Origin of the sequence: Bacillus sp. B.PNR1 (genome assembly GCF_030386235.1) — a bacterium.
GTDB lineage: Bacteria > Bacillota > Bacilli > Bacillales > Bacillaceae > Bacillus > Bacillus stercoris.
Genome location: NZ_JANYMN010000002.1, coordinates 512,239 through 531,416 on the forward strand (window position 1 = coordinate 512,239; position 19,178 = coordinate 531,416).

General features: G+C 41.8%; 22 protein-coding genes and 1 pseudogene. 13 read left to right on the forward strand and 10 right to left on the reverse strand.

Features of this window, described 5'->3' with window-relative positions; all coding sequences use genetic code 11:
* Positions 1–3 precede the first annotated feature (3 nt).
* The 4 genes and pseudogenes from NZD81_RS13975 (at position 4) to NZD81_RS13990 (ending at position 2,548) form a co-directional block, all read left to right on the forward strand.
* Positions 4–213: a hypothetical protein gene (locus NZD81_RS13975; protein ID WP_021480772.1), complete on the forward strand. Its 210-nt coding sequence runs from the start codon at positions 4–6 to the stop codon at positions 211–213.
* 131 nt (positions 214–344) lie between these two features.
* Positions 345–1,334, forward strand: a pseudogene (locus tag NZD81_RS13980) (T7SS effector LXG polymorphic toxin); the annotation flags it as partial.
* A gap of 12 nt (positions 1,335–1,346) precedes the next feature.
* Positions 1,347–1,700, forward strand: a complete 354-nt coding sequence (locus NZD81_RS13985) for a hypothetical protein (protein WP_282373748.1) — start codon at positions 1,347–1,349, stop codon at positions 1,698–1,700.
* 134 nt (positions 1,701–1,834) lie between these two features.
* Positions 1,835–2,548 carry an endonuclease V gene (locus NZD81_RS13990; RefSeq protein WP_282373746.1) on the forward strand — a complete coding sequence of 238 codons (714 nt, stop codon included), beginning with the start codon at positions 1,835–1,837 and terminating at the stop codon, positions 2,546–2,548.
* Positions 2,549–2,632: 84 nt separating this feature from the next.
* Here NZD81_RS13990 and NZD81_RS13995 read toward each other — a convergent pair whose 3' ends face one another.
* A complete protein-coding gene (locus tag NZD81_RS13995) occupies positions 2,633–3,514 on the reverse strand; it encodes a LysR family transcriptional regulator (protein ID WP_040081599.1) in 882 nt (293 codons plus the stop codon).
* 122 nt (positions 3,515–3,636) lie between these two features.
* Here NZD81_RS13995 and NZD81_RS14000 point away from each other — a divergent pair, with 122 nt between their 5' ends.
* Both NZD81_RS14000 and NZD81_RS14005 read left to right on the forward strand, forming a co-directional pair.
* Positions 3,637–4,182 carry a flavodoxin family protein gene (locus NZD81_RS14000; RefSeq protein WP_014665636.1) on the forward strand — a complete coding sequence of 182 codons (546 nt, stop codon included), beginning with the start codon at positions 3,637–3,639 and terminating at the stop codon, positions 4,180–4,182.
* Positions 4,179–4,400 carry a hypothetical protein gene (locus tag NZD81_RS14005; RefSeq protein WP_014665635.1) on the forward strand — a complete coding sequence of 74 codons (222 nt, stop codon included), beginning with the start codon at positions 4,179–4,181 and terminating at the stop codon, positions 4,398–4,400. Before NZD81_RS14000 ends, NZD81_RS14005 begins: the two co-directional genes overlap by 4 nt.
* Positions 4,401–4,426: 26 nt before the next feature.
* Here NZD81_RS14005 and chrA read toward each other — a convergent pair whose 3' ends face one another.
* The 3 genes from chrA to chrS are packed head-to-tail and all read right to left on the reverse strand — an operon-like array spanning position 4,427 to position 6,037.
* Positions 4,427–4,963, reverse strand: a complete 537-nt coding sequence (gene chrA / locus NZD81_RS14010) for a chromate resistance efflux protein ChrA (protein WP_014665634.1) — start codon at positions 4,961–4,963, stop codon at positions 4,427–4,429.
* Positions 4,960–5,547, reverse strand: a complete 588-nt coding sequence (gene chrB / locus NZD81_RS14015) for a chromate efflux transporter subunit ChrB (RefSeq protein ID WP_014665633.1) — start codon at positions 5,545–5,547, stop codon at positions 4,960–4,962. The genes chrA and chrB overlap by 4 nt, the downstream gene beginning before the upstream one ends.
* A gap of 13 nt (positions 5,548–5,560) precedes the next feature.
* Positions 5,561–6,037, reverse strand: a complete 477-nt coding sequence (gene chrS / locus NZD81_RS14020; RefSeq protein ID WP_014665632.1) for a chromate efflux transcriptional regulator ChrS — start codon at positions 6,035–6,037, stop codon at positions 5,561–5,563.
* 213 nt (positions 6,038–6,250) lie between these two features.
* On the opposite strand from chrS, the gene ggt reads away from it, so the two are divergent.
* The gene (gene ggt / locus NZD81_RS14025) at positions 6,251–7,828 is read left to right on the forward strand and encodes a gamma-glutamyltransferase (protein WP_282373736.1); all 1,578 of its coding nucleotides are present in this window, start codon (positions 6,251–6,253) and stop codon (positions 7,826–7,828) included.
* Between the two features lie 4 nt (positions 7,829–7,832).
* Here ggt and NZD81_RS14030 read toward each other — a convergent pair whose 3' ends face one another.
* The 3 genes from NZD81_RS14030 to NZD81_RS14040 all read right to left on the reverse strand — a co-directional run bounded on the left by NZD81_RS14030 (position 7,833) and on the right by NZD81_RS14040 (position 9,689).
* The gene (locus NZD81_RS14030; protein ID WP_040081604.1) at positions 7,833–8,168 is read right to left on the reverse strand and encodes a DUF4181 domain-containing protein; all 336 of its coding nucleotides are present in this window, start codon (positions 8,166–8,168) and stop codon (positions 7,833–7,835) included.
* A gap of 157 nt (positions 8,169–8,325) precedes the next feature.
* The gene (locus NZD81_RS14035) at positions 8,326–8,943 is read right to left on the reverse strand and encodes a flavin reductase family protein (protein ID WP_282373733.1); all 618 of its coding nucleotides are present in this window, start codon (positions 8,941–8,943) and stop codon (positions 8,326–8,328) included.
* A 173-nt stretch (positions 8,944–9,116) separates the two neighbouring features.
* Complete coding sequence (locus NZD81_RS14040; RefSeq protein ID WP_081483647.1) at positions 9,117–9,689, reverse strand: CotG/ExsB N-terminal domain-containing protein; 573 nt, start codon at positions 9,687–9,689, stop codon at positions 9,117–9,119.
* 141 nt (positions 9,690–9,830) lie between these two features.
* Here NZD81_RS14040 and cotH point away from each other — a divergent pair, with 141 nt between their 5' ends.
* The 3 genes from cotH (at position 9,831) to NZD81_RS14055 (ending at position 12,919) form a co-directional block, all read left to right on the forward strand.
* Positions 9,831–10,919 (forward strand): spore coat protein CotH, encoded by a 1,089-nt coding sequence (cotH, locus tag NZD81_RS14045; RefSeq protein ID WP_014665627.1) that lies wholly within the window; start codon positions 9,831–9,833, stop codon positions 10,917–10,919.
* A gap of 127 nt (positions 10,920–11,046) precedes the next feature.
* Positions 11,047–12,183, forward strand: a complete 1,137-nt coding sequence (locus tag NZD81_RS14050; protein ID WP_282373731.1) for a spore coat protein CotH — start codon at positions 11,047–11,049, stop codon at positions 12,181–12,183.
* A 58-nt stretch (positions 12,184–12,241) separates the two neighbouring features.
* Positions 12,242–12,919: a DUF2642 domain-containing protein gene (locus tag NZD81_RS14055; RefSeq protein WP_282373730.1), complete on the forward strand. Its 678-nt coding sequence runs from the start codon at positions 12,242–12,244 to the stop codon at positions 12,917–12,919.
* A 54-nt stretch (positions 12,920–12,973) separates the two neighbouring features.
* Here NZD81_RS14055 and NZD81_RS14060 read toward each other — a convergent pair whose 3' ends face one another.
* Positions 12,974–14,302 carry an arsenic transporter gene (locus NZD81_RS14060; protein ID WP_069150448.1) on the reverse strand — a complete coding sequence of 443 codons (1,329 nt, stop codon included), beginning with the start codon at positions 14,300–14,302 and terminating at the stop codon, positions 12,974–12,976.
* A gap of 210 nt (positions 14,303–14,512) precedes the next feature.
* Positions 14,513–15,421: an acetoin biosynthesis transcriptional regulator AlsR gene (alsR, locus tag NZD81_RS14065; RefSeq protein ID WP_147772617.1), complete on the reverse strand. Its 909-nt coding sequence runs from the start codon at positions 15,419–15,421 to the stop codon at positions 14,513–14,515.
* Between the two features lie 156 nt (positions 15,422–15,577).
* Between alsR and alsS the strand changes: the two genes are divergently transcribed.
* The 3 genes from alsS to NZD81_RS14080 all read left to right on the forward strand — a co-directional run bounded on the left by alsS (position 15,578) and on the right by NZD81_RS14080 (position 18,746).
* Positions 15,578–17,290 (forward strand): acetolactate synthase AlsS, encoded by a 1,713-nt coding sequence (gene alsS / locus NZD81_RS14070; RefSeq protein ID WP_040081612.1) that lies wholly within the window; start codon positions 15,578–15,580, stop codon positions 17,288–17,290.
* Between the two features lie 61 nt (positions 17,291–17,351).
* Complete coding sequence (budA, locus tag NZD81_RS14075) at positions 17,352–18,119, forward strand: acetolactate decarboxylase (RefSeq protein ID WP_014665621.1); 768 nt, start codon at positions 17,352–17,354, stop codon at positions 18,117–18,119.
* Positions 18,120–18,218: 99 nt separating this feature from the next.
* Complete coding sequence (locus tag NZD81_RS14080; protein WP_014665620.1) at positions 18,219–18,746, forward strand: NAD(P)H-dependent oxidoreductase; 528 nt, start codon at positions 18,219–18,221, stop codon at positions 18,744–18,746.
* 39 nt (positions 18,747–18,785) lie between these two features.
* Here the strand turns inward: NZD81_RS14080 and NZD81_RS14085 are convergent, their stop codons facing one another.
* The gene (locus tag NZD81_RS14085; RefSeq protein WP_014665619.1) at positions 18,786–19,082 is read right to left on the reverse strand and encodes a DUF3892 domain-containing protein; all 297 of its coding nucleotides are present in this window, start codon (positions 19,080–19,082) and stop codon (positions 18,786–18,788) included.
* Positions 19,083–19,178 lie beyond the last annotated feature (96 nt).

Sequence of the window (19,178 nt, forward strand, 5' to 3'; positions counted from 1 at the left end):
AAAATGTCAAAAGATGATAGCTTGGTAATAATAAATGAAAGTTTTAAAAAGGAGGGTAGTGAAGAAGATATAGAAGGATTAACAATAATGATTGATGGGGTTATAAAGCAGGTTTTTAATAAAATTAGAAATGAAAGAAATTATAACAGTAATAATGAAGTTATGAGAGATATTATATTTGAAGGAATTAATAGTATTGTTAAAAAATCTTAAGGCATTATTAAAAACAAATAAACGCTTCGAGTTGGTTTGATTTTCTACCTTGATTGGCACTGAAGCCTTTCAAGGTTTTTTTATTAGATTGTTGTCTTCTGTTTTATATAGCGTAAATAAGTATAGGCTTTGAACGCGTCATAGCCAGCGCCATGGCCGCAGCCAGATTCATATCGGTTGTCGGCTGGGCAGGCCGCGCCTTCAAAGGCGGAAAAGCCATCTGCAAAACCGGAAAAGCAGCTATCGCTGCTGAACACGCTTTAGACGCCTACAAAACAGGCAAATCCTTAGACATTCTCAAAATGACAGAAATGAGTGCATACGGCCTTGTTGCGTCAAACGGATTCTCAGAAGCCGTCACGGGACGGGATATGTTTGGAAACAAAGTGTCTGAGGAGAAGCGGAAACAGGGGGCGCTCGAAGCTGTACTGAGCTTAGTTGGAGCCGGCGCATTGGCGAAACACATTGATAAAGGCATCCCGCTTGCAACCCATTCAAAAGTTCAAAAAGCTAACAAAACCCTAGAAAAAGTAAAACAATTTAAAGTCCCAACAAACGTCCGTGTATACGCAGAACGCCCAGTAACTCCTGACGGCTTCACATTCGGAATCCCGACAGTCCGTGTCGATGTGGAAAAGACGGCTGTTAAGGATCTTGGGATTGTGAAGATGGTTAGTGATGGCGGCCGTAAGGGAATATCTCATAGTCCTAACATTTCTAAAAATCACGATAAAGTAGCGCACGATGGATATTATGGTCGTAAAGAATTTAGAACAATGCTTAATAATGCTTCGTTTACTCCGCATGGCCATAAACATGTTAAGGCTAAAACACCTGAAGAAGCAAAACGATTTAGTATGACAGGTAAAAAAGCTGCTCAGTACTTACCAGATGTGAATAACAAAGCTTTAGAAAAAGAGGCACTTCTAAAAGGTCATATTATTGATAATGGAAATAACAACTATTATTTCATTTATGATGCAGGAAAAACAGTCGGTTATGATCTAGGTACACCAACAAGCTGGATTAGAGCGGAGTTTTCTGGTGGTGAATATCATGGTCATCCGATAGCTGGAAGTCGATTAGATAAGTATTTAAAACAACTTGGTATTGATAAGTAATAGGAGGCTTTTATGAGAAAGATAAAAAAAATGCCAGAAATAAGTTTACAACCCTTAAGGATTCCAAAAGGATGGACCATAAATCAAAACAGTTTTAGAGAAATTGATCCGAAAAACCTAGCACCAGACGATGAAAAATGGTTGTTTTTTTCACAAGATTTAATGCAATTAACATACTCTCGAAAAAACTACTTACTTGATTTAGGTTGGTATCCAGATGCGGATGCTAATGGATTTTATCAGCTAGTTATGATACAAAATGAGGATTGGGATCAACCCATGTATGAATTTCAAACAAATAGTCATATTGAAATAGTTAAAAATATAGAATTTATATTAAACAAAGTTACGAATAATGAAATGTAGTTAAACATTCAACTAAAACTATTAAAAAAGATTGCAGAACTTGAAGTGGCAAGTATTAAAACTGGAATTTTCAAAGTGAAAATGAATACAACGAAAAACAGACACTAGTTAACAGGAGGTAGGATTGATTTTAGATGCATGTTAAACAAATACATTCTTTCAACCTAAACAGAGAAGAATTTGTAAAAACACAACAATTTCTTATCCATAAAATCAACCTATCCCCCACGATCCATCCAGACTCCATTAACACCTGCGCAGGCGTCGATCTAGCCTATTGGGAGCAGAATGGAGAACCATACGGGGTGTGCAGTATTATCGTGGTTGACGCTGATACAAAAGAAGTCATTGAAAAAGTGCATAGCATGGGGAAAATCAGCGTACCGTACGTTTCGGGTTTTCTTGCATTTCGCGAGCTGCCTTTGATCATTGAAGCGGCGAAAAAGCTGGAGACGGAGCCGGATGTCTTCTTGTTTGATGGCAACGGATATCTGCATTACAATCATATGGGCGTTGCCACCCATGCGGCTTTTTTTCTGGGTAAGCCGACGATTGGGATTGCGAAAACCTATCTCAAAATCAAAGGCTGTGATTTCGTGATGCCTGAAAATGAAGTAGGCGCATTTACCGATATTCTCATTGACAACGAAGTATATGGACGGGCGCTGCGGACGCGGCGGGACGTGAAGCCTATTTTCTTGTCTTGCGGTAATTATATTGATTTAGAAAGCAGCTATCAGATCACGATGAGCTTAATCAATCAAGAAAGCAGGCTGCCGATCCCTGTCCGCCTGGCTGACCTTGAAACACATGTCTTGCGAACGTTTTATCAGAAAAATCACGGGTAACACTTGGGGCTCCAAGCCATCAAGTGTTTTTTTGTATGCTGTGTGCTTTCCTGATCTCAAAAACCTTGTCCTTGTGGAAAGATTTTATTTGAATGTTTTCCGCGTCAAATCGATAAAAGCCTTTAATGGCGCAGACATCCACTTGTCCTTATGCCATGCTAATTGAGTGAAAACGGGGCAATCGCTCTGCCAATTGAGTTCTTTCATTCGGCCTGCTGCAATATCATCTTTTACTGTCATTTCAGGCAAGATTCCAATCCCAAGTCCGGCCATCACGCATTGTTTGATGGCTTCTATGCTGACGAATTCCAATTTGTTAGGATAGACACCGGAGTCATGCAAATTGTTCTCAAAGAGCGTGCGGTACGAGCAGCCGTCCTCTGTCAGCAGAAGAGTTTCGTTTTGAAGATCCTTCAATGTTACTGGTAAATCCGCAGGAAAAGGATGGTCATTAGCAGCCACCATTTTGATCTCATCCTGAATCAAAGATTCAACGTGCAGTGCGTCTTCCGTCCGGTTTACATCCAAGATGAAGGTGATATCAAGCTGGCCCTGTAAGAGCTGTTCTTTCGCTTGTTCATTGGAGATATATGGTTTGAATATGAGCTTTACTTGGGGAAATGCCTGTTTAAATTCTTTTATGATAGGCGGCAGGCGGTATGTGCACTGGCTTTCCGTCGCCCCGATTTTTAAGGTTCCGGTTGTTTCTTTTACTTGATTTGCGGCCATTTTCGCTTCTTCTGTTAACGCAATAATCTTCTGTGCATAAGATTTGAACGTTTTTCCTGCTTCTGTCAAGATAAGCCGCTTGCCGAGCCGTTCAAATAAAGGCGTCCCGATTTCTTCTTCAAGTGATTTGATCTGAGAGGTAACGCTTGATTGTGCATAATTAAGCATTTTGGCGGTTAGGGTGAAGTTTACATGTTCTGCCGCCGTAATAAAGGTGATCAGCTGCTTCAATTCCACTTGTTCTCTTCCTTTCTAAATCGGTTTTAGCGATTGGATTAATCGAAATAATCATCTGTATTGATTGATGAATCCATTATAAAATGAAGAAAATCATTCGTAAACAAAGGAGCAGATGCATCATGAAAATTGCGGTTATAAATGGCGGAACTCGGTCTGGCGGAAATACGGATATTCTTGCGGAGAAGGCTGTTCAAGGATTTGATGCAGAGCACATTCATTTGCGGAAATATCGAATCCAGCCAATTGAAGATCTGCGCCACGACCAAGACGGCTTTCGTCCTGTTCAAGATGACTACGATTCTATCATTGAGCGGATATTGCCGTGCGATATTCTTGTATTCGCCACCCCAATTTATTGGTTTGGCATGTCAGGGACATTAAAGCTGTTTATTGATCGCTGGTCACAGACGTTGAGAGATCCGAGATTTCCTGATTTTAAACAGCAAATGTCAGCGAAACAGGCATATGTAACAGCAGTGGGCGGAGACAATCCAAAAATAAAAGGGCTGCCGCTGATTCAGCAATTTGAACATATTTTTCATTTTATGGGAATGCCCTTTAAAGGTTATGTGCTGGGAGAAGGCAATCGTCCAGGCGATATTCTTCGTGATCATCAGGCGCTGTCCGTTGCGAGCCGCTTACTGAAAAGAAGCGATGCGATATGAAGTTTTTGCTGTCGGTCATTGCTGGCATGCTGATTCTTGCATTCTTTTTATTTTGGAAGGTCCAGCCTCCTGTTTGGATACATGTTGAAACCGATTCACCCCAGTTGAAGAAATCTGTGAGAATGGCAGGAACCACGCTGCAAGTCAAGCACATCATCAAGAGTGACGCAGGAGAAGAAACAGCTGTCATATCGAACGGCATTTCTGGTCCAAAATAAAAAAGCACCTTTCAGGGTGCTTTTTTCTACAAATGAGGAATTACAAGGCCTCCATATAAAAACGCCGCAATAATCAAAAATGCCGGATGCATTTTGAATTTTGTCATGGCAAGGAGGGAGATCCCCGCAATTACAATAGATTGGATCCATCCGATTGCTTTGATGCCGTCTGCGCCGATTTGCCAGGTAAGAATGAGCATCATGACCGCGATGACAGGCTGAACGGACAGTGTCATGCCTTTGATAACAGGGGATTGACGGAAGCGCTGGATGATGCGCAGCAGGACGATCAATGCGAGCGCCGACGGTACAACGGTTGCAATCAGGGCAATCAGGAAGCCGGGCCAACCGCCTGCGCTGTAGCCGACATACGCGGCGATTTTGGTGGCGATGGGGCCCGGCAATGCGTTCGCAAGTGCGAGCATATTTGAGAATTGATCGTTTGAAAGCCAGCTGTATCTGTTTACGACTTCTTCAAACATTAGCGGGATAGATGCAGGTCCGCCGCCATATCCCAGTAGGTTTGCGATAAAAAACGCCATAAATAAATAGATCGATATCATGAGGCCGACATTCCTTTATCATGTTTATTTGTGACTTTGTCTTTCAGTTTAAAATGAAACGCCCCGTACGCTAAGAAAATGATAATGACAAGGCCGGGATTGATCTGAAACGTTTGCAGGCCGATAAAAGCGATGATAAAAAACAGGATTCCGGTGACCCAGCCGAAACCTTTAAGCGCTTTTTGGCCAAACTCGTACGCCATAATTCCGAGCATTACTGCAATCACCGGCGTGACGGCGCCTATCATGCCGGCAACAACTGCTGAATGGCTTAACACATTTACTGCCGCAAACAAGCCCACCATCGCAAGACATGTAGGCAGAATGTGGGTGAGTGTCGCCACAATGGCACCTAATGTGCCTTTAAGCTTAAAGCCCAGATACGCAGCCATTTTTGTGGCAATCGGCCCGGGAAGCGCATTAGCGATTGCTAATATTTCTCCGAATTCATCATCGTCAATCCATTTATATTTATTGACCGCTTCATGGCGGATCAGCGGAATCACGGAAGGTCCGCCGCCGAATCCTAATATGCCGGTGCGCACCATCGCGGCCGCCATATCCCGATAAGGATGCTTTTTCATTTGTTTCTCTCCTTTACAGCTTCATTCCCATACGGCTTTTGTATCGTTTGATCAGCATCTGGCAATCAACACTGACGACGCCTCGCAATGGATACAGCCGTTTTGTTAAAAACTCTTCCATTTCTTGATCGTTGGCAAAGATCCCATGCATATGCAGCTTGCTCGGACCTGTCATGTGATAAAGGCTGGTGACCGCAGGCTCTTCCTCAAGCTTAAGAGCGACCTCTTCTAAAAACTGCGGTTCTACCTCGACATTGAAAAACACGGATACATGGATGCCGATTTTAGCGGGATTGATGACCGCGGTGAATTTTTCAATAACGCCAGCTTCAATTAATTGGTTGATACGAGACTGGACGGCGACTCGGGACAAATCGACTCTTTTGCCAAGATCCGTATAAGAAATTCTGCCTTCTTCATGCAAAATCGTGAGAATTTGTTTATCAGTCTCATCAAGTACAAGGTTGGGGATTTGATATTCATGACTCAATTGCTCCACCTGCTTTCGTAGCCTTTTAGCCATCATTTTATCATAAAAAGTTACGTTTCGAACGAAAAAAAATTTATTTGTTTTCGAAATGAACGAATAAATATCTTATTGTTTGCGAAAAGAAGAAAGTTCGTCAGTTTTTCTGCCGGATCAGTAGATGTGAAAAATCAGGCTCCCTATACTGAAGAAAATCTCTTAAAAAGGGGACTTGTGATGAACAAATCTGTCATCGGTACAAAGCAAATGGTCGTTAGTCCGCATTATCTTGCTTCTCAGGCCGGAAACCGCATACTGGACAAAGGAGGTAACGCATTTGACGCCGCCGTTGCGGTGAGTGCTTGCCTGGCGGTTGTGTATCCGCATATGACCGGACTTGGCGGGGATGCCTTTTGGCTGACCTTTCATCAGAAAACAAAATCAGTAAAAGTCTACAATGGCACCGGACGTTCAGGAAAAAACGTAACGAGAGATGTATATAAGGGAAAAAGCGTGATTCCGCTGCGGGGAATTGACAGTGCCATTACTGTGCCCGGGATGGTTGATAGCTGGGATGCGGTACTGAAGGAGTATGGTCGCATGTCTCTTGAGGACGTGTTGGAGCCAGCACACGATTATGCCCAAAATGGGTTTCCTGTATCAGCCGATCAGTGCCGTCACACAGAAACGAATCTTGAACTGCTCGTCTCCACGCCTTACACAGCCGACATTTTTACAAGAAGAGGCAAAGCACCTATTCCGGGAGAGCGGTTTGTGCAAAAAGATCTTGCAGAGAGCTTGAACATGATTGCCAAAAAAGGAAGAAGCGCATTTTATGAAGGAGATATCGCTCAGCGGATTGTCTCGTATTTACAAAATAACGGCAGTTACATGACACTCGATGATTTTAAAGCGCACCGGGGCGAGTGGACGGAGCCTGTATCAAGTGATTATCGAGGATACAGTGTGTATCAGGCGCCGCCGAATTCTCAGGGATTTACCGGTTTATTAACACTGAACATTTTGGAAAACTATGATTTCACCAAAATCGAACATGGATCTTTTACGTATTATCATGTGCTTGTGGAGGCATTGAAAAAGAGTTTTCTAGATCGGAATGCCGTCCTGACTGATCCGGCGTTTGCAGACATCCCGCTTGAAAGGCTATTGGACAAAGGTTATGCAAAACGATTGGCAGAAGAAATCGGCTATCTCGCAGTACCGGCTGCAAGCAGACCGGTGGGAAGTGATACGGCATATGCGGCCGTAATCGATGCGGATGGCAACGCAGTGTCATTCATTCAAAGCTTGTACTTTGAATTTGGCTCGGCAGTCACTGCCGGTGATACAGGCATTTTGCTGCAAAATCGCGGGTCATTTTTCTCATTGGATGAACATCATGTCAACACACTTGAACCGGGAAAGCGCACCTTCCATACGCTGATGCCGGCTATGGTCTGTAAAGGCGGAAAGCCGAAAATCCTGTACGGAACACAAGGCGGCGAAGGCCAGCCGCAGACCCAGACGGCCATCATTACCCGAATGCTGGATTACGGAATGGATCCACAGCAGGCAATCAGCGAACCGCGCTGGGTATGGGGCAGAACGTGGGGAGAGGAATACGAAGGCCTCAGAGTCGAGGGCAGATTCACAGAGAAAACAATCCAAAAACTGAAAGACAGCGGACATCTCGTGGAGGTTGTCGGTGACTATGATCCGCTGATGGGACATGCGGCAGCAATCAAAGTTGATGAAGAAGGATTTCTCCAAGGCGGAGCTGATCCCCGGGGAGACGGAGCGGCTGTGGGGGTTTAAATAACTATAGGATACAAATATAAATCAAAAGCATAAACAGGAGGGAGACCTCTACAATGTGGTACATATACTGTTTATCTTCAGGTCTATAATTCCACTCCACAAAAATACGTATTGAGTCAATCACAATAAAAAATAAGAGAAGCAAATATTCAACTGGAAAAAAGGAGAGTGAAAACACAAACAAAATAAGTAAAATGATTTCGATCCATTTGTGTGTACTGCTGACATGTTTATATCGCCAGCCGGAATTATCAATACCGTATTTTTTCTTTATAAAAAATTGAGAGGCCATGCTGGTGGTAATAGCGATCAGCATTAAAATCCAAAAGTTTGTCATTCCAATTCCTCCTAATCTACCTTTATACGAAGAAAAAGGAAAAACGTTTCATAAAAGAACACCCGAAGCTTTCTCCGGGTGTTCTTTTTTTATAGGTAACATTATGTAATCACAAGGTCTTTTTGACTAGTTTCTTCTATTTAAATAGTCCTTCTGTTCAGCTGGGACGAATCAGTGTGAATTCTTCCCCGAGCTTGGCATAAATGTTTCCCGCCAATCGTGAGGCTGGCTTTAATTCATCTGTCGAAATATATCCCTTTTCTGCATCATACACCTTTTCGTCTAGGTGGAAGCAGACAACTCTTCCGATGAGCAGATCTGCTGTAGTGACTCCTTGATCATTGTTAAAGGTAATATGCCGCTCTAATGTGCACTCAAAGCGAACACGGGCTTCCTGAATGCCGGGAACCGAAACAGCGTTGCTTTCAACAGGGTGAAGCGAGGTGCGCGTAAGCTCGCTTTCATCCGGCCCTAAGTTTGCAGCCGTTTCATTGATATCTTCAATGATGGCTTCATCACTGACATGAACGACAAATTCTCCGTTTTCCACTGCGTTTCGCGCTGTATCTTTTTGGCGCCCTCCCGCCCTGTTCACAGAAATACTGAGGAGCGGAGGATCTGAGCTGACGACGTTATAAAAGCTGAAAGGCGCGGCATTTACCGTTCCTCCTGAAGAAAGTGTTGTCACAAATGCAATGGGGCGGGGAATAACGGTACCTGACAATAGCTTGTATGTGTCTTTGGCACTAAGTTGGTCAGCTTGAAATATGTACATGGCAACAACCGCCTTTATCGTTAGGATATCTTGATTATAACGAAATGGTTTCGAGGAAACCAAATGATGCGGGTTGCATATGTTATGTCATGACATATATCTAATACAGGGGAAATGAAAAAATAGGCTTCCGTACCTCAGCCGGCAGCCTATTGAAACAATGGAAACTTAAATTATTTGTATTTCTTTTTGACTACCCAGCAATTGCCGTCTTTCCAGTATTCTTTTTTGCTGTCATAATCATCGTGCTTTTTGCAGTGTTTCTTATGGGAACGGTAAGATTTTTTGTGTGTGCGGCATGATTTTTTAAAGCTGCGAGATCTTTTGTGTGTACGGCATGATTTTTTAAAGCTGCGAGATCTTTTGTGTGTGCGACGTGACTTTTTAAAGCTGCGAGATCTTTTGTGAGAACAGAACGATCTTTTGAAGCTGCGAGATTTTTTGTGGCTGCGAGATTTTCTGTGAGAACGGTATGATTTTTTGTGGCTGCGAGATTTTTTGTGAGAACAGTAATATTTTTTGTGGCTGCGAGATTTTTTGTGAGAACAGTAATATTTTTTGTGGCTGCGAGATTTTTTGTGAGAGCAGTATGATTTTTTATGGCTGCGGGATTTTTTGTGAGTACGGTGCGACTTTTTATGACTGCGTTTTTTTCCATGAGGCTCTTGGTATAAATAATCCTTTAAACCTTCTTTTTTAGCGGATTTCACCGCTTCTTTGATGTCAGAATGGGAGTAGTGGCCCAATTTGAAATCCTCCTTTTTAAAAATATGTTAAGGATGAAGATCCTTACTACCCTCATAGTACGCGCGGTTTTAAAAAGTGTATAAGTGTTCCGCTGAGATCGCATAAAAATAAACGCCTAAAATTTGTAAGGGGGATTATGGATGAAGAATCAATCCAATTTACCGCTTTATCAGCTGTTTGTTCATCCAAAAGATTTGCGTGAATTAAAAAAGGATATATGGGACGATGATCCGGTGCCGGCTGTGATGAAGGTAAACCAAAAAAGGCTGGATATTGATATCGCGTATCGGGGGTCACATATCAGAGACTTCAAAAAGAAGTCATACCATATTTCCTTTTATCAGCCTAAGTTATTCCGCGGCGCACGAGAGATTCACTTAAATGCGGAGTATAAAGATCCTTCTTTGATGAGAAATAAATTGTCTCTGGATTTTTTCTCAGAGCTAGGGACGCTGTCTCCAAAGGCAGAGTTTGTGTTTGTAAAGCTGAATGGGAAGAATGAAGGGGTTTATCTTGAACTAGAATCCGTTGATGAATATTACTTAGCAAAAAGGAAGCTGGCGGACGGTGCGATTTTTTACGCGGTGGATGATGATGCTAACTTTTCTCTGATGAGCGATTTGGAAAGAGAAACGAAGACCTCGCTGGAGCTTGGATATGAAAAGAAGACAGGGACTGAGGAGGATGATTTTTATTTACAGGATATGATTTTTAAAATTAATACTGTCCCTAAAGCTCAGTTTAAATCAGAAGTGACAAAGCATGTGGATGTCGATAAGTATTTGCGATGGCTTGCCGGTATTGTATTCACCTCAAACTATGACGGGTTTGTCCACAACTACGCATTATACAGAAGCGGAGAAACCGGATTATTTGAGGTGATTCCTTGGGATTATGACGCGACCTGGGGCAGGGATATCCATGGAGAGCGGATGGCTGCCGATTATGTAAGGATTCAAGGATTTAATACACTAACCGCCCGGATATTGGATGAACCCGATTTTCGCAGGTCTTACAAGCGCCTGTTAGAAAAAACGCTCCAATCTCTTTTTACAATAGAATATATGAAACCGAAAATCATGGCGATGTATGAACGAATTAGGCCGTTTGTCCTGATGGACCCGTATAAAAAGAATGATATTGAGCGTTTTGACCGTGAGCCGGATGTTATCTGCGAGTATATTATAAACCGTTCACAATACCTCAAAAATCATTTAAGTATTTTATAAATGTGTGAAAATGGGTATCCGCTGAAAAAGCGACAATTAGGCTATTGAATTAGTTCAACAAATAAATGTGACACGTATATATGCAGTATGTTTATCATCTATGTATAAGTGACTAGGAGGAATTTGAATGAGCAAGAGGAGAATGAAATATCATTCAAATAATGAAATATCTTATTATAACTTTTTGCACTCAATGAAAGATAAAATTGTTACTGTATATCGTGGAGGTCCGGAATCTAAAAAAGGAAAATTAGCAGCTGTAAAATCAGATTATATTGCTTTACAAGCTGAAAAAAAAATAATTTATTATCAGTTGGATCATGTGAAAAGCATTACTGAGGATACCAATAATAGCACCACAACAATTGAGACTGAGGAAATGCCCGATGCTGATGATTTTCATAGCTTAATCGGACAATTAATGAACCAATCAGTTCAATTTAATCAAGGGGGTCCGGAATCTAAAAAAGGAAGATTAGTCTGGCTGGGAGATGATTACGCTGCGTTAAACACAAATGAGGATGGGGTAGTGTATTTTGCTATCCATCACATCAAAAGCATAAGTAAACATGAGCCCGATTTGAAAACAGAAGAACAGACGCCAGCGGGTGTCCTGGAAGCTGATGAATTAAGCGAGGTTTTTAAGAGCCTAACTCATAAATGGGTTTCCATTAATCGTGGAGGTCCGGAAGCAATTGAGGGTATCCTTGTAGATAATGCTGACGGCCATTATACTTTAGTGAAAAATCAAGAGGTGCTTCGCATCTATCCTTTTCACATAAAAAGCATCAGCTTAGGTCCAAAAGGGTCGCACAAAAAAGAGGATCAAAAGAATGAGCAAAACCAAGAAGACAATCATGATAAAGACAGCAGTTCGTTCATTTCATCAAAATCATATAAACGATCACTAAAATCTTCAGATAATCAATCATCCAAATCTGGTCGTTCGTCACGTTCAAAAAGTTCTTCAAAATCATCTAAACGATCACTAAAATCTTCGGATTATCAATCATCAAAATCTTATCGTTCGTCACGTTCAAAAAGTTCTTCAAAATCATCTAAACGATCATCAAAATCTTCAGATTATCAATCATCAAAGTCTTACAGCTCATCAGGTTCAAGAAGTTCATCAAAATCATCTAAACGATCACCAAGATCATCAGATTATTCAAGTTCCTTCAAAAGTTCAGGAAGACAAAAAGAAGATTATAGCCATGAAACGATTGTCAGAACGATAGACTATCACTGGAAACGCAAATTTTAATTGATAACGGGGAGCATCAGATTGAGTGATGCCCTTTTTCAGTTAAAGGAGGAGAATAGTGAAAGGTTTGAATCAATTACTTGACACAGATGTTGAGGTTGTCATTTCAGGAGATACAAGGTTTGTTGGCACCCTCATAGATGTCGGACAGGATATTTTTGTTATATTTGATGGCTGCAATTATCTTTATATTCCATTATTGCATCTTCATCAAATGAACAAGGCGAAAATTATGACCAGCAATAAGAAATCAATTTTGATCAATCCGGAAGATCCAATGACGGAGGCAGAAACTCAAGCTTTTTCATATAGAAATACATTAAACAAGGTCAAAGGCCAATTTATTGAAGTTTATGTAACTGGGGGTCGATCGATACATGGGTATGTTACAAACATTTTAAACGATTATATTGTATTTTTCTCACCCGTATTTAAAATCCTTTTTATATCTATGCATCATTTAAAATGGTTTACCCCTTATTCAACTGAACAAACACCGTATACTCTTGATAACTCACAATTGCCTGTCGTGCCTTCCAATGTTCCTCTTGTCCGTAATTTTGAGGAGCAGATCAAAAAATATATTGGTGAATTGGTCATCTTCGATATGGGAGAGGTGCCAGAAAAAGTCGGACTATTAAAAGATGTTTCCAATAATATAATTGAGCTGATTAACGCAAGTGGAGAGCCGATCATTTGGAAGTTGAATCATCTAAAGACAATGCATCTTCCCTAGTTTATAAGAACTGCCCTCTTGAATAGCGGAAGGCAGTTTTTCATTCCATACTGGCTAAAGAAATAACCAACTGATCCAAACATATAAACATGTCAACGTAAAAAGAACAGTCAGCGGAATGATGATAATGGTCGTTTTGATATATTCGCCCCATGAAATACTTTCATCATGCTGTTTTAGTATATGCATCCAAATAAGTGTTGCCAAGGTTCCTATAGGCAATAATAATGAACCGATATCACTGCCGATAATATTTGCCAAGTAGATGATTTTTGTTGTTGAAGGATTCAGTGGCATTTCAGTTAAGGTAAAAGTACTGATCATTAAAGCTGGATGGTTGTTAAATAGATTAGAAAAGACTGAAGTAGAGATACCCGATGCGAAAGTTGCATGGGCGAGGCTTCCAGAAACCACTGGTTCAAAATAGCTCACAAGTAACTCAGTGAATCCGATATTATGCAGACCATAAATTAAGACATACATAGTAAAAGCGAATATAAAAATGTGCCAAGGAGATTTGTATAACAAGTCTTTTGGGGAGGTTTTGAAATAAATCCATCTCCAGCCCAAAAGAATAAAAGACCCGATGACAGCGACAAGAGGAACAGAAATACCAGTATATGATGCTGCAAATAGACTTAATCTGACGAGAAAAACAAATGCAAGCACAAACAGCATGATTTTTGTTTGATTTCGTTCTCGTAAAGGAGCTGACGGCGAATGAAGAGGATGGTACCTTCTATGCTGCAGAGACTGAAAATGGCCCGGTATATCTGGCAGGCTCTTGGGAAGACGTTTATAAAAGAACATAAACAGTAGACAAGTCATAAAAATGAGTCCCATCATACTAGGGACAAACATCATGGCGGTATGAAGATAAAGATCCATTCCAATGATTTTGAGAGAAATTAAATTCACAATATTACTTACGCCAATCGGTGCGCTAGAGGCTGTGGCTATTAAAACACCGCTTAATAAATATGGGGTTTTTTGATGTTTTTTTAAACCTAAATATTTTAGTACAAGCAAAAGGATTGGGGTTGTAATCAAAACGCTCCCATCATTATTTAGGAAAATGGTCATGAGAAAGCAGAGCAAATTGGTTAGCCAAAAAAGCTTGATGCCAGAACCCCTGGATTGTTGGAGCAGTTTTGCAGCCACCCAATAAAAGAAACCAAAGCTCTCCAGTGCAATGGCCATAATCATAGTGGCAAGGATTGTAACCGATGCACCCGTGACTTTTGTTCCTATTTCCCCTAAGTCTGCCAATGACACACTTCCGCACAATAAAACCATTAAAGCGCCTAATGTTGCGGGGATAGCTTCATTTAGTCCTTTTGGCCTCCAGTAAATAAAAATCAGTGTTGCGAAAAAAGCGAGCAATGTTAATATGCTGGTGAACTCAATAATTTACTTCACCTCTCTATCTTTCATTATTAAAATCAGACGATTGTCATGCGCTTACTAATGTCCTTGCCAACTATTTGTACTGTATGTATACGTATACTGATATGAAGTTGTACTAAGCGATTATATTAAATTAATAAAAATTCCATAAGAATCCCAAAAGAAAAAAGAGATTGCAAGTAACGTTCATGTACCTGCATCACTCTCTTTAGTTCTTGTCTGCTGACAATTTGAAATATGAATAAAGTGCTTTAAAAGCGGATTATGATTGTCTTTGCGGTAAGCGATAACCCATTCTGCATTAAGCTGTATTTGGTCCATATTTCGATAAGTTACATCCAAATTAAATAATTTTTTGGCTGAGGAAGGAACAAATGTAATACCAATTCCAGCACTGACTAAACCAATCACCATTTGGTATTCTGTAGCTTCCTGGACGATGTTGGGTTTGAAGCCCGCTTGCTCACAGAACTGAATAAAATCCATGTATAGAGTAGGCCATGCTTCTTTAGCTACAGTAATAATTGGTTCATCTTTTAAATCCTCAATCGTAATTGATTCCTTAGAAGTCAATGGGTGCTGCTTAGGCAAAGCTAAAACACAAGGGCTGCTTTGGGCGGTTTCGATATGCAAAGCTGTATGCTGTAAGGGAGGATGAAGTATACCAATATCAATGTTGCCCTTTAGTAGCTCCTCCTGCTGCCTAGACGAGGATATTTCACGTAACTCTATTTTTACAGATGGGAATTTTTTGCGGTATTCCCGGACAATCGGCGGCAGAAATTCATATGTAGCTGATCCGACAAAACCGATTACGAGATGGCCGTGCTCGCCTCGGGCCGTCCGCCGTGCCAGTTCAATTCCTTGTCCGATTTGCATCAATGCCATGCGGCAATGATTTAAAAAGATTTCTCCTGCTGCGGTAAGCTCGACAAATCGTTTTGTCCTTTTCAGAAGCGTCACCCCGACTTCTTCCTCCAGCTGTTTGATCTGCTGGCTGAGAGGAGGCTGCGTCATGTTCAGCCGTCGGGCAGCCTTTCCGAAATGAAGCTCTTCGGCTACCGCGATAAAGTATTGAAGATGGCGAAGCTCCATTAAATATGCATTCCTTTCCATAGGTTAATAATTCGTATTACATATTAATCATAAGGCGAATCGATATTGGAGGTCAATTTCCAAAGAGTGTATAGTGAAACGTATCACAAGTCATTTAAAATTTTACGTTAAAATGCATAATAAGGAGTGAGGGTGTTGACAAAAGCAACAAAAGAACAAAAATCCCTTGTGAAAAACAGAGGGGCGGAGCTTGTTGTTGATTGCTTAGTGGAGCAAGGTGTCACACATGTATTTGGCATTCCGGGTGCAAAAATTGATGCGGTATTCGATGCTTTACAAGATAGAGGACCTGAAATTATCGTTGCCCGGCACGAACAAAATGCAGCATTTATGGCGCAAGCAGTCGGCCGTTTAACTGGAAAACCGGGAGTCGTGTTAGTCACATCAGGGCCGGGTGCATCTAACTTGGCAACAGGTTTGCTGACAGCGAACACTGAAGGAGACCCTGTCGTTGCGCTTGCTGGAAACGTGATCCGTTCAGATCGTTTAAAACGGACACATCAATCTTTAGATAATGCGGCGCTATTTCAGCCGATTACAAAATACAGTGTAGAGGTTCAAGATGTAAAAAATATACCGGAAGCTGTTACAAATGCATTTAGGATAGCGTCAGCAGGGCAGGCTGGGGCCGCTTTTGTGAGCTTTCCGCAAGATGTTGTGAATGAAGTCACAAATACGAAAAACGTGCGCGCTGTTGCAGCGCCAAAACTCGGTCCTGCAGCAGATGATGCAATCAGTGCGGCCATCGCAAAAATCCAAACAGCAAAACTTCCTGTCGTTTTAGTCGGCATGAAAGGCGGCAGACCGGAAGCGATTAAAGCGGTTCGCAAGCTTTTGAAAAAGGTTCAGCTTCCATTTGTTGAAACATATCAGGCTGCCGGTACCCTTTCAAGAGATTTAGAGGATCAGTACTTCGGCCGGATCGGTTTATTCCGCAACCAGCCTGGCGATTTGCTGCTTGAGCAGGCGGATGTCGTTCTGACTATCGGCTATGACCCAATTGAATATGATCCGAAATTCTGGAATGTCAATGGAGACCGGACAATCATCCATTTAGACGAGATTATTGCTGACATTGACCATGCTTACCAGCCGGAACTTGAATTGATTGGTGACATTCCGTCCACGATCAATCATATCGAACACGATGCTGTAAAAGTGGACTTTGCAGAACGTGAGCAGAAAATCCTTTCTGATTTAAAACAATATATGCATGAGGGTGAGCAGGTGCCTGCAGATTGGAAATCAGACAGAGTGCATCCTCTTGAAATCGTTAAAGAATTGCGTAATGCAGTCGATGATCATGTTACAGTGACCTGTGACATCGGTTCACACGCGATTTGGATGTCACGTTATTTCCGCAGCTACGAGCCGTTAACATTAATGATCAGTAACGGTATGCAAACACTCGGCGTTGCGCTTCCTTGGGCAATCGGCGCTTCATTGGTGAAACCGGGAGAAAAAGTGGTTTCTGTCTCTGGTGACGGCGGTTTCTTATTCTCAGCAATGGAGTTAGAGACAGCAGTTCGACTAAACGCACCAATTGTACACATTGTATGGAACGACAGCACATATGACATGGTTGCATTCCAGCAATTGAAAAAATATAACCGTACATCTGCGGTCGATTTCGGAAATATCGATATCGTGAAATATGCGGAAAGCTTCGGGGCAACTGGCTTGCGCGTAGAATCACCAGACCAGCTGGCAGATGTTCTGCGTCAAGGCATGAACGCTGAAGGTCCTGTTATCATTGATGTCCCGGTTGACTATAGTGATAACATTAATTTAGCAAGTGACAAGCTTCCGAAAGAATTCGGGGAACTCATGAAAACGAAAGCTCTCTAGCACTCTGCGCATCACGACACTGTTTTATGAACAGCACTAATTAAAAGGAGTGAAGGGAAATATGAAACGCGAAAGCAACATTCAAGTGCTCCACCGCGGCCAAAAAGATCAGCCTGTGAGCCAGATTTATCAAGTATCAACAATGACTTCTCTATTAGACGGAGTATATGACGGGGATTTTGAACTGTCAGAGATTCCGAAATATGGGGACTTCGGTATCGGAACCTTTAACAAGCTTGACGGAGAGCTGATTGGGTTTGACGGGGAATTTTACCGTCTCCGCTCAGACGGAACCGCGACACCGGTCCAAAAAGGGGACCGTTCACCGTTCTGTTCATTTACATTCTTTACACCGGACATGACGCACAAAATTGATGCGAAAATGACACGTGAAGAATTTGAAAAAGAGATCAACAGCATTCTGCCAAGCAAAAACTTATTTTACGCAATCCGTATTGACGGACTGTTTAAAAAGGTGCAGACAAGAACGGTAGAATTGCAAGAAAAACCTTACGTGCCAATGGTTGAAGCGGTCAAAACACAGCCGATCTTCAACTTCGACAACGTGAGAGGAACGATCGTAGGTTTCTTGACACCAGCTTATGCAAACGGAATCGCCGTTTCTGGCTATCACCTGCACTTCATTGACGAAGGACGCAATTCAGGCGGACACGTTTTTGACTATGTGCTAGAGGATTGCACGGTTACGATTTCTCAAAAAATGAACATGAATCTCAGACTTCCGAACACAGCGGATTTCTTTAATGCGAATCTGGATAACCCTGATTTTGCGAAAGATATCGAAACAACTGAAGGAAGCCCTGAATAAAAGAAAAAAAGAAAGCCCCTTTTTGCAGGGCTTTCTTTTTATTTGGCTCTTTTCCTGATTTTAGATAAAATAACATCAAAACAGTAAGGGTGTGGTCTGATGAAAATATTGGTTTTGGCAGTTCATCCTCATATGGAGACCTCAGTTGTTAATAAGGCGTGGGCTGAAGAATTGAGCAAACATGACAATATCACAGTACGGGATCTTTATAAGGAATACCCGGACGAAGCGATAGATGTTGCGAAGGAACAGCAGTTGTGCGAGCAATACGATCGGATTGTCTTTCAATTCCCGCTATATTGGTACAGCTCTCCGCCACTCTTGAAAAAATGGCAGGATCTTGTGCTGACTTACGGCTGGGCATTTGGTTCAGAAGGAAATGCTTTGCATGGCAAGGAGCTGATGCTGGCTGTGTCAACAGGAAGCGAAGCGGAAAAATATCAAGCCGGCGGCGCCAATCATTACTCGATCAGTGAGCTATTGAAACCATTTCAGGCCACGAGTAATCTGATCGGTATGAAGTATCTGCCTCCATATGTGTTCTATGGTGTGAATTATGCAACTTCAGAGGATATTTCTCTCAGTGCAAAACGATTAGCCGAATACATCCAGCAGCCTTTTGTTTAAAAGAAAGCCCTGCCCGACATATGGCAGGGCTGTTTGTGATTAAAAATCCGGCAGTTCAGACAGGTTATTTTCCTTCGTGCCGTCCGGTTCACTTCGCAAAATGTCACGCCCGTATTTATGAAAGACATCAACATGAGCGAGCTTTCCTGCTTTTGCTTCTGACAGAGCTGTAGGGTAATCGAGCTCTCTTCCTGTATTGGTTTTCACTGCGATAATATTGTCTTCCTCATTTCTTCTAACCGCAATAATTTCTTCTTTTCCAGATGGAACATTTTCCTGATCGGCAGTTGTTTGCCGGGCTTTATACGATTCGTATGCTGCTTCAAATTGATCCATATTTACACCTCCGCTTTTTAGCGTGAACAAAAATGTCGATGATCATGTAAGGTTTTGACACAGCATACGACAATATTTCCTGAGAAATATCTTGGG

What these genes read in the sequence shown, in the direction of transcription:
- NZD81_RS14050 (WP_282373731.1), top strand. Translation starts at nt 11,047, where the DNA reads ATGAGCAAGAGGAGAATGAAATATCATTCAAATAATGAAATATCTTAT.
- chrA (WP_014665634.1), bottom strand. Translation starts at nt 4,963, where the DNA reads ATGATATCGATCTATTTATTTATGGCGTTTTTTATCGCAAACCTACTG.
- NZD81_RS14005 (WP_014665635.1), top strand. Translation starts at nt 4,179, where the DNA reads ATGAAGTTTTTGCTGTCGGTCATTGCTGGCATGCTGATTCTTGCATTC.
- NZD81_RS14000 (WP_014665636.1), top strand. Translation starts at nt 3,637, where the DNA reads ATGAAAATTGCGGTTATAAATGGCGGAACTCGGTCTGGCGGAAATACG.
- NZD81_RS13985 (WP_282373748.1), top strand. Translation starts at nt 1,347, where the DNA reads ATGAGAAAGATAAAAAAAATGCCAGAAATAAGTTTACAACCCTTAAGG.
- NZD81_RS13990 (WP_282373746.1), top strand. Translation starts at nt 1,835, where the DNA reads ATGCATGTTAAACAAATACATTCTTTCAACCTAAACAGAGAAGAATTT.
- NZD81_RS13975 (WP_021480772.1), top strand. Translation starts at nt 4, where the DNA reads ATGTCAAAAGATGATAGCTTGGTAATAATAAATGAAAGTTTTAAAAAG.
- ggt (WP_282373736.1), top strand. Translation starts at nt 6,251, where the DNA reads ATGAACAAATCTGTCATCGGTACAAAGCAAATGGTCGTTAGTCCGCAT.
- chrB (WP_014665633.1), bottom strand. Translation starts at nt 5,547, where the DNA reads ATGAAAAAGCATCCTTATCGGGATATGGCGGCCGCGATGGTGCGCACC.
- NZD81_RS14080 (WP_014665620.1), top strand. Translation starts at nt 18,219, where the DNA reads ATGAAAATATTGGTTTTGGCAGTTCATCCTCATATGGAGACCTCAGTT.
- budA (WP_014665621.1), top strand. Translation starts at nt 17,352, where the DNA reads ATGAAACGCGAAAGCAACATTCAAGTGCTCCACCGCGGCCAAAAAGAT.
- NZD81_RS14035 (WP_282373733.1), bottom strand. Translation starts at nt 8,943, where the DNA reads ATGTACATATTTCAAGCTGACCAACTTAGTGCCAAAGACACATACAAG.
- cotH (WP_014665627.1), top strand. Translation starts at nt 9,831, where the DNA reads ATGAAGAATCAATCCAATTTACCGCTTTATCAGCTGTTTGTTCATCCA.
- NZD81_RS14085 (WP_014665619.1), bottom strand. Translation starts at nt 19,082, where the DNA reads ATGGATCAATTTGAAGCAGCATACGAATCGTATAAAGCCCGGCAAACA.
- alsR (WP_147772617.1), bottom strand. Translation starts at nt 15,421, where the DNA reads ATGGAGCTTCGCCATCTTCAATACTTTATCGCGGTAGCCGAAGAGCTT.
- NZD81_RS14030 (WP_040081604.1), bottom strand. Translation starts at nt 8,168, where the DNA reads ATGACAAACTTTTGGATTTTAATGCTGATCGCTATTACCACCAGCATG.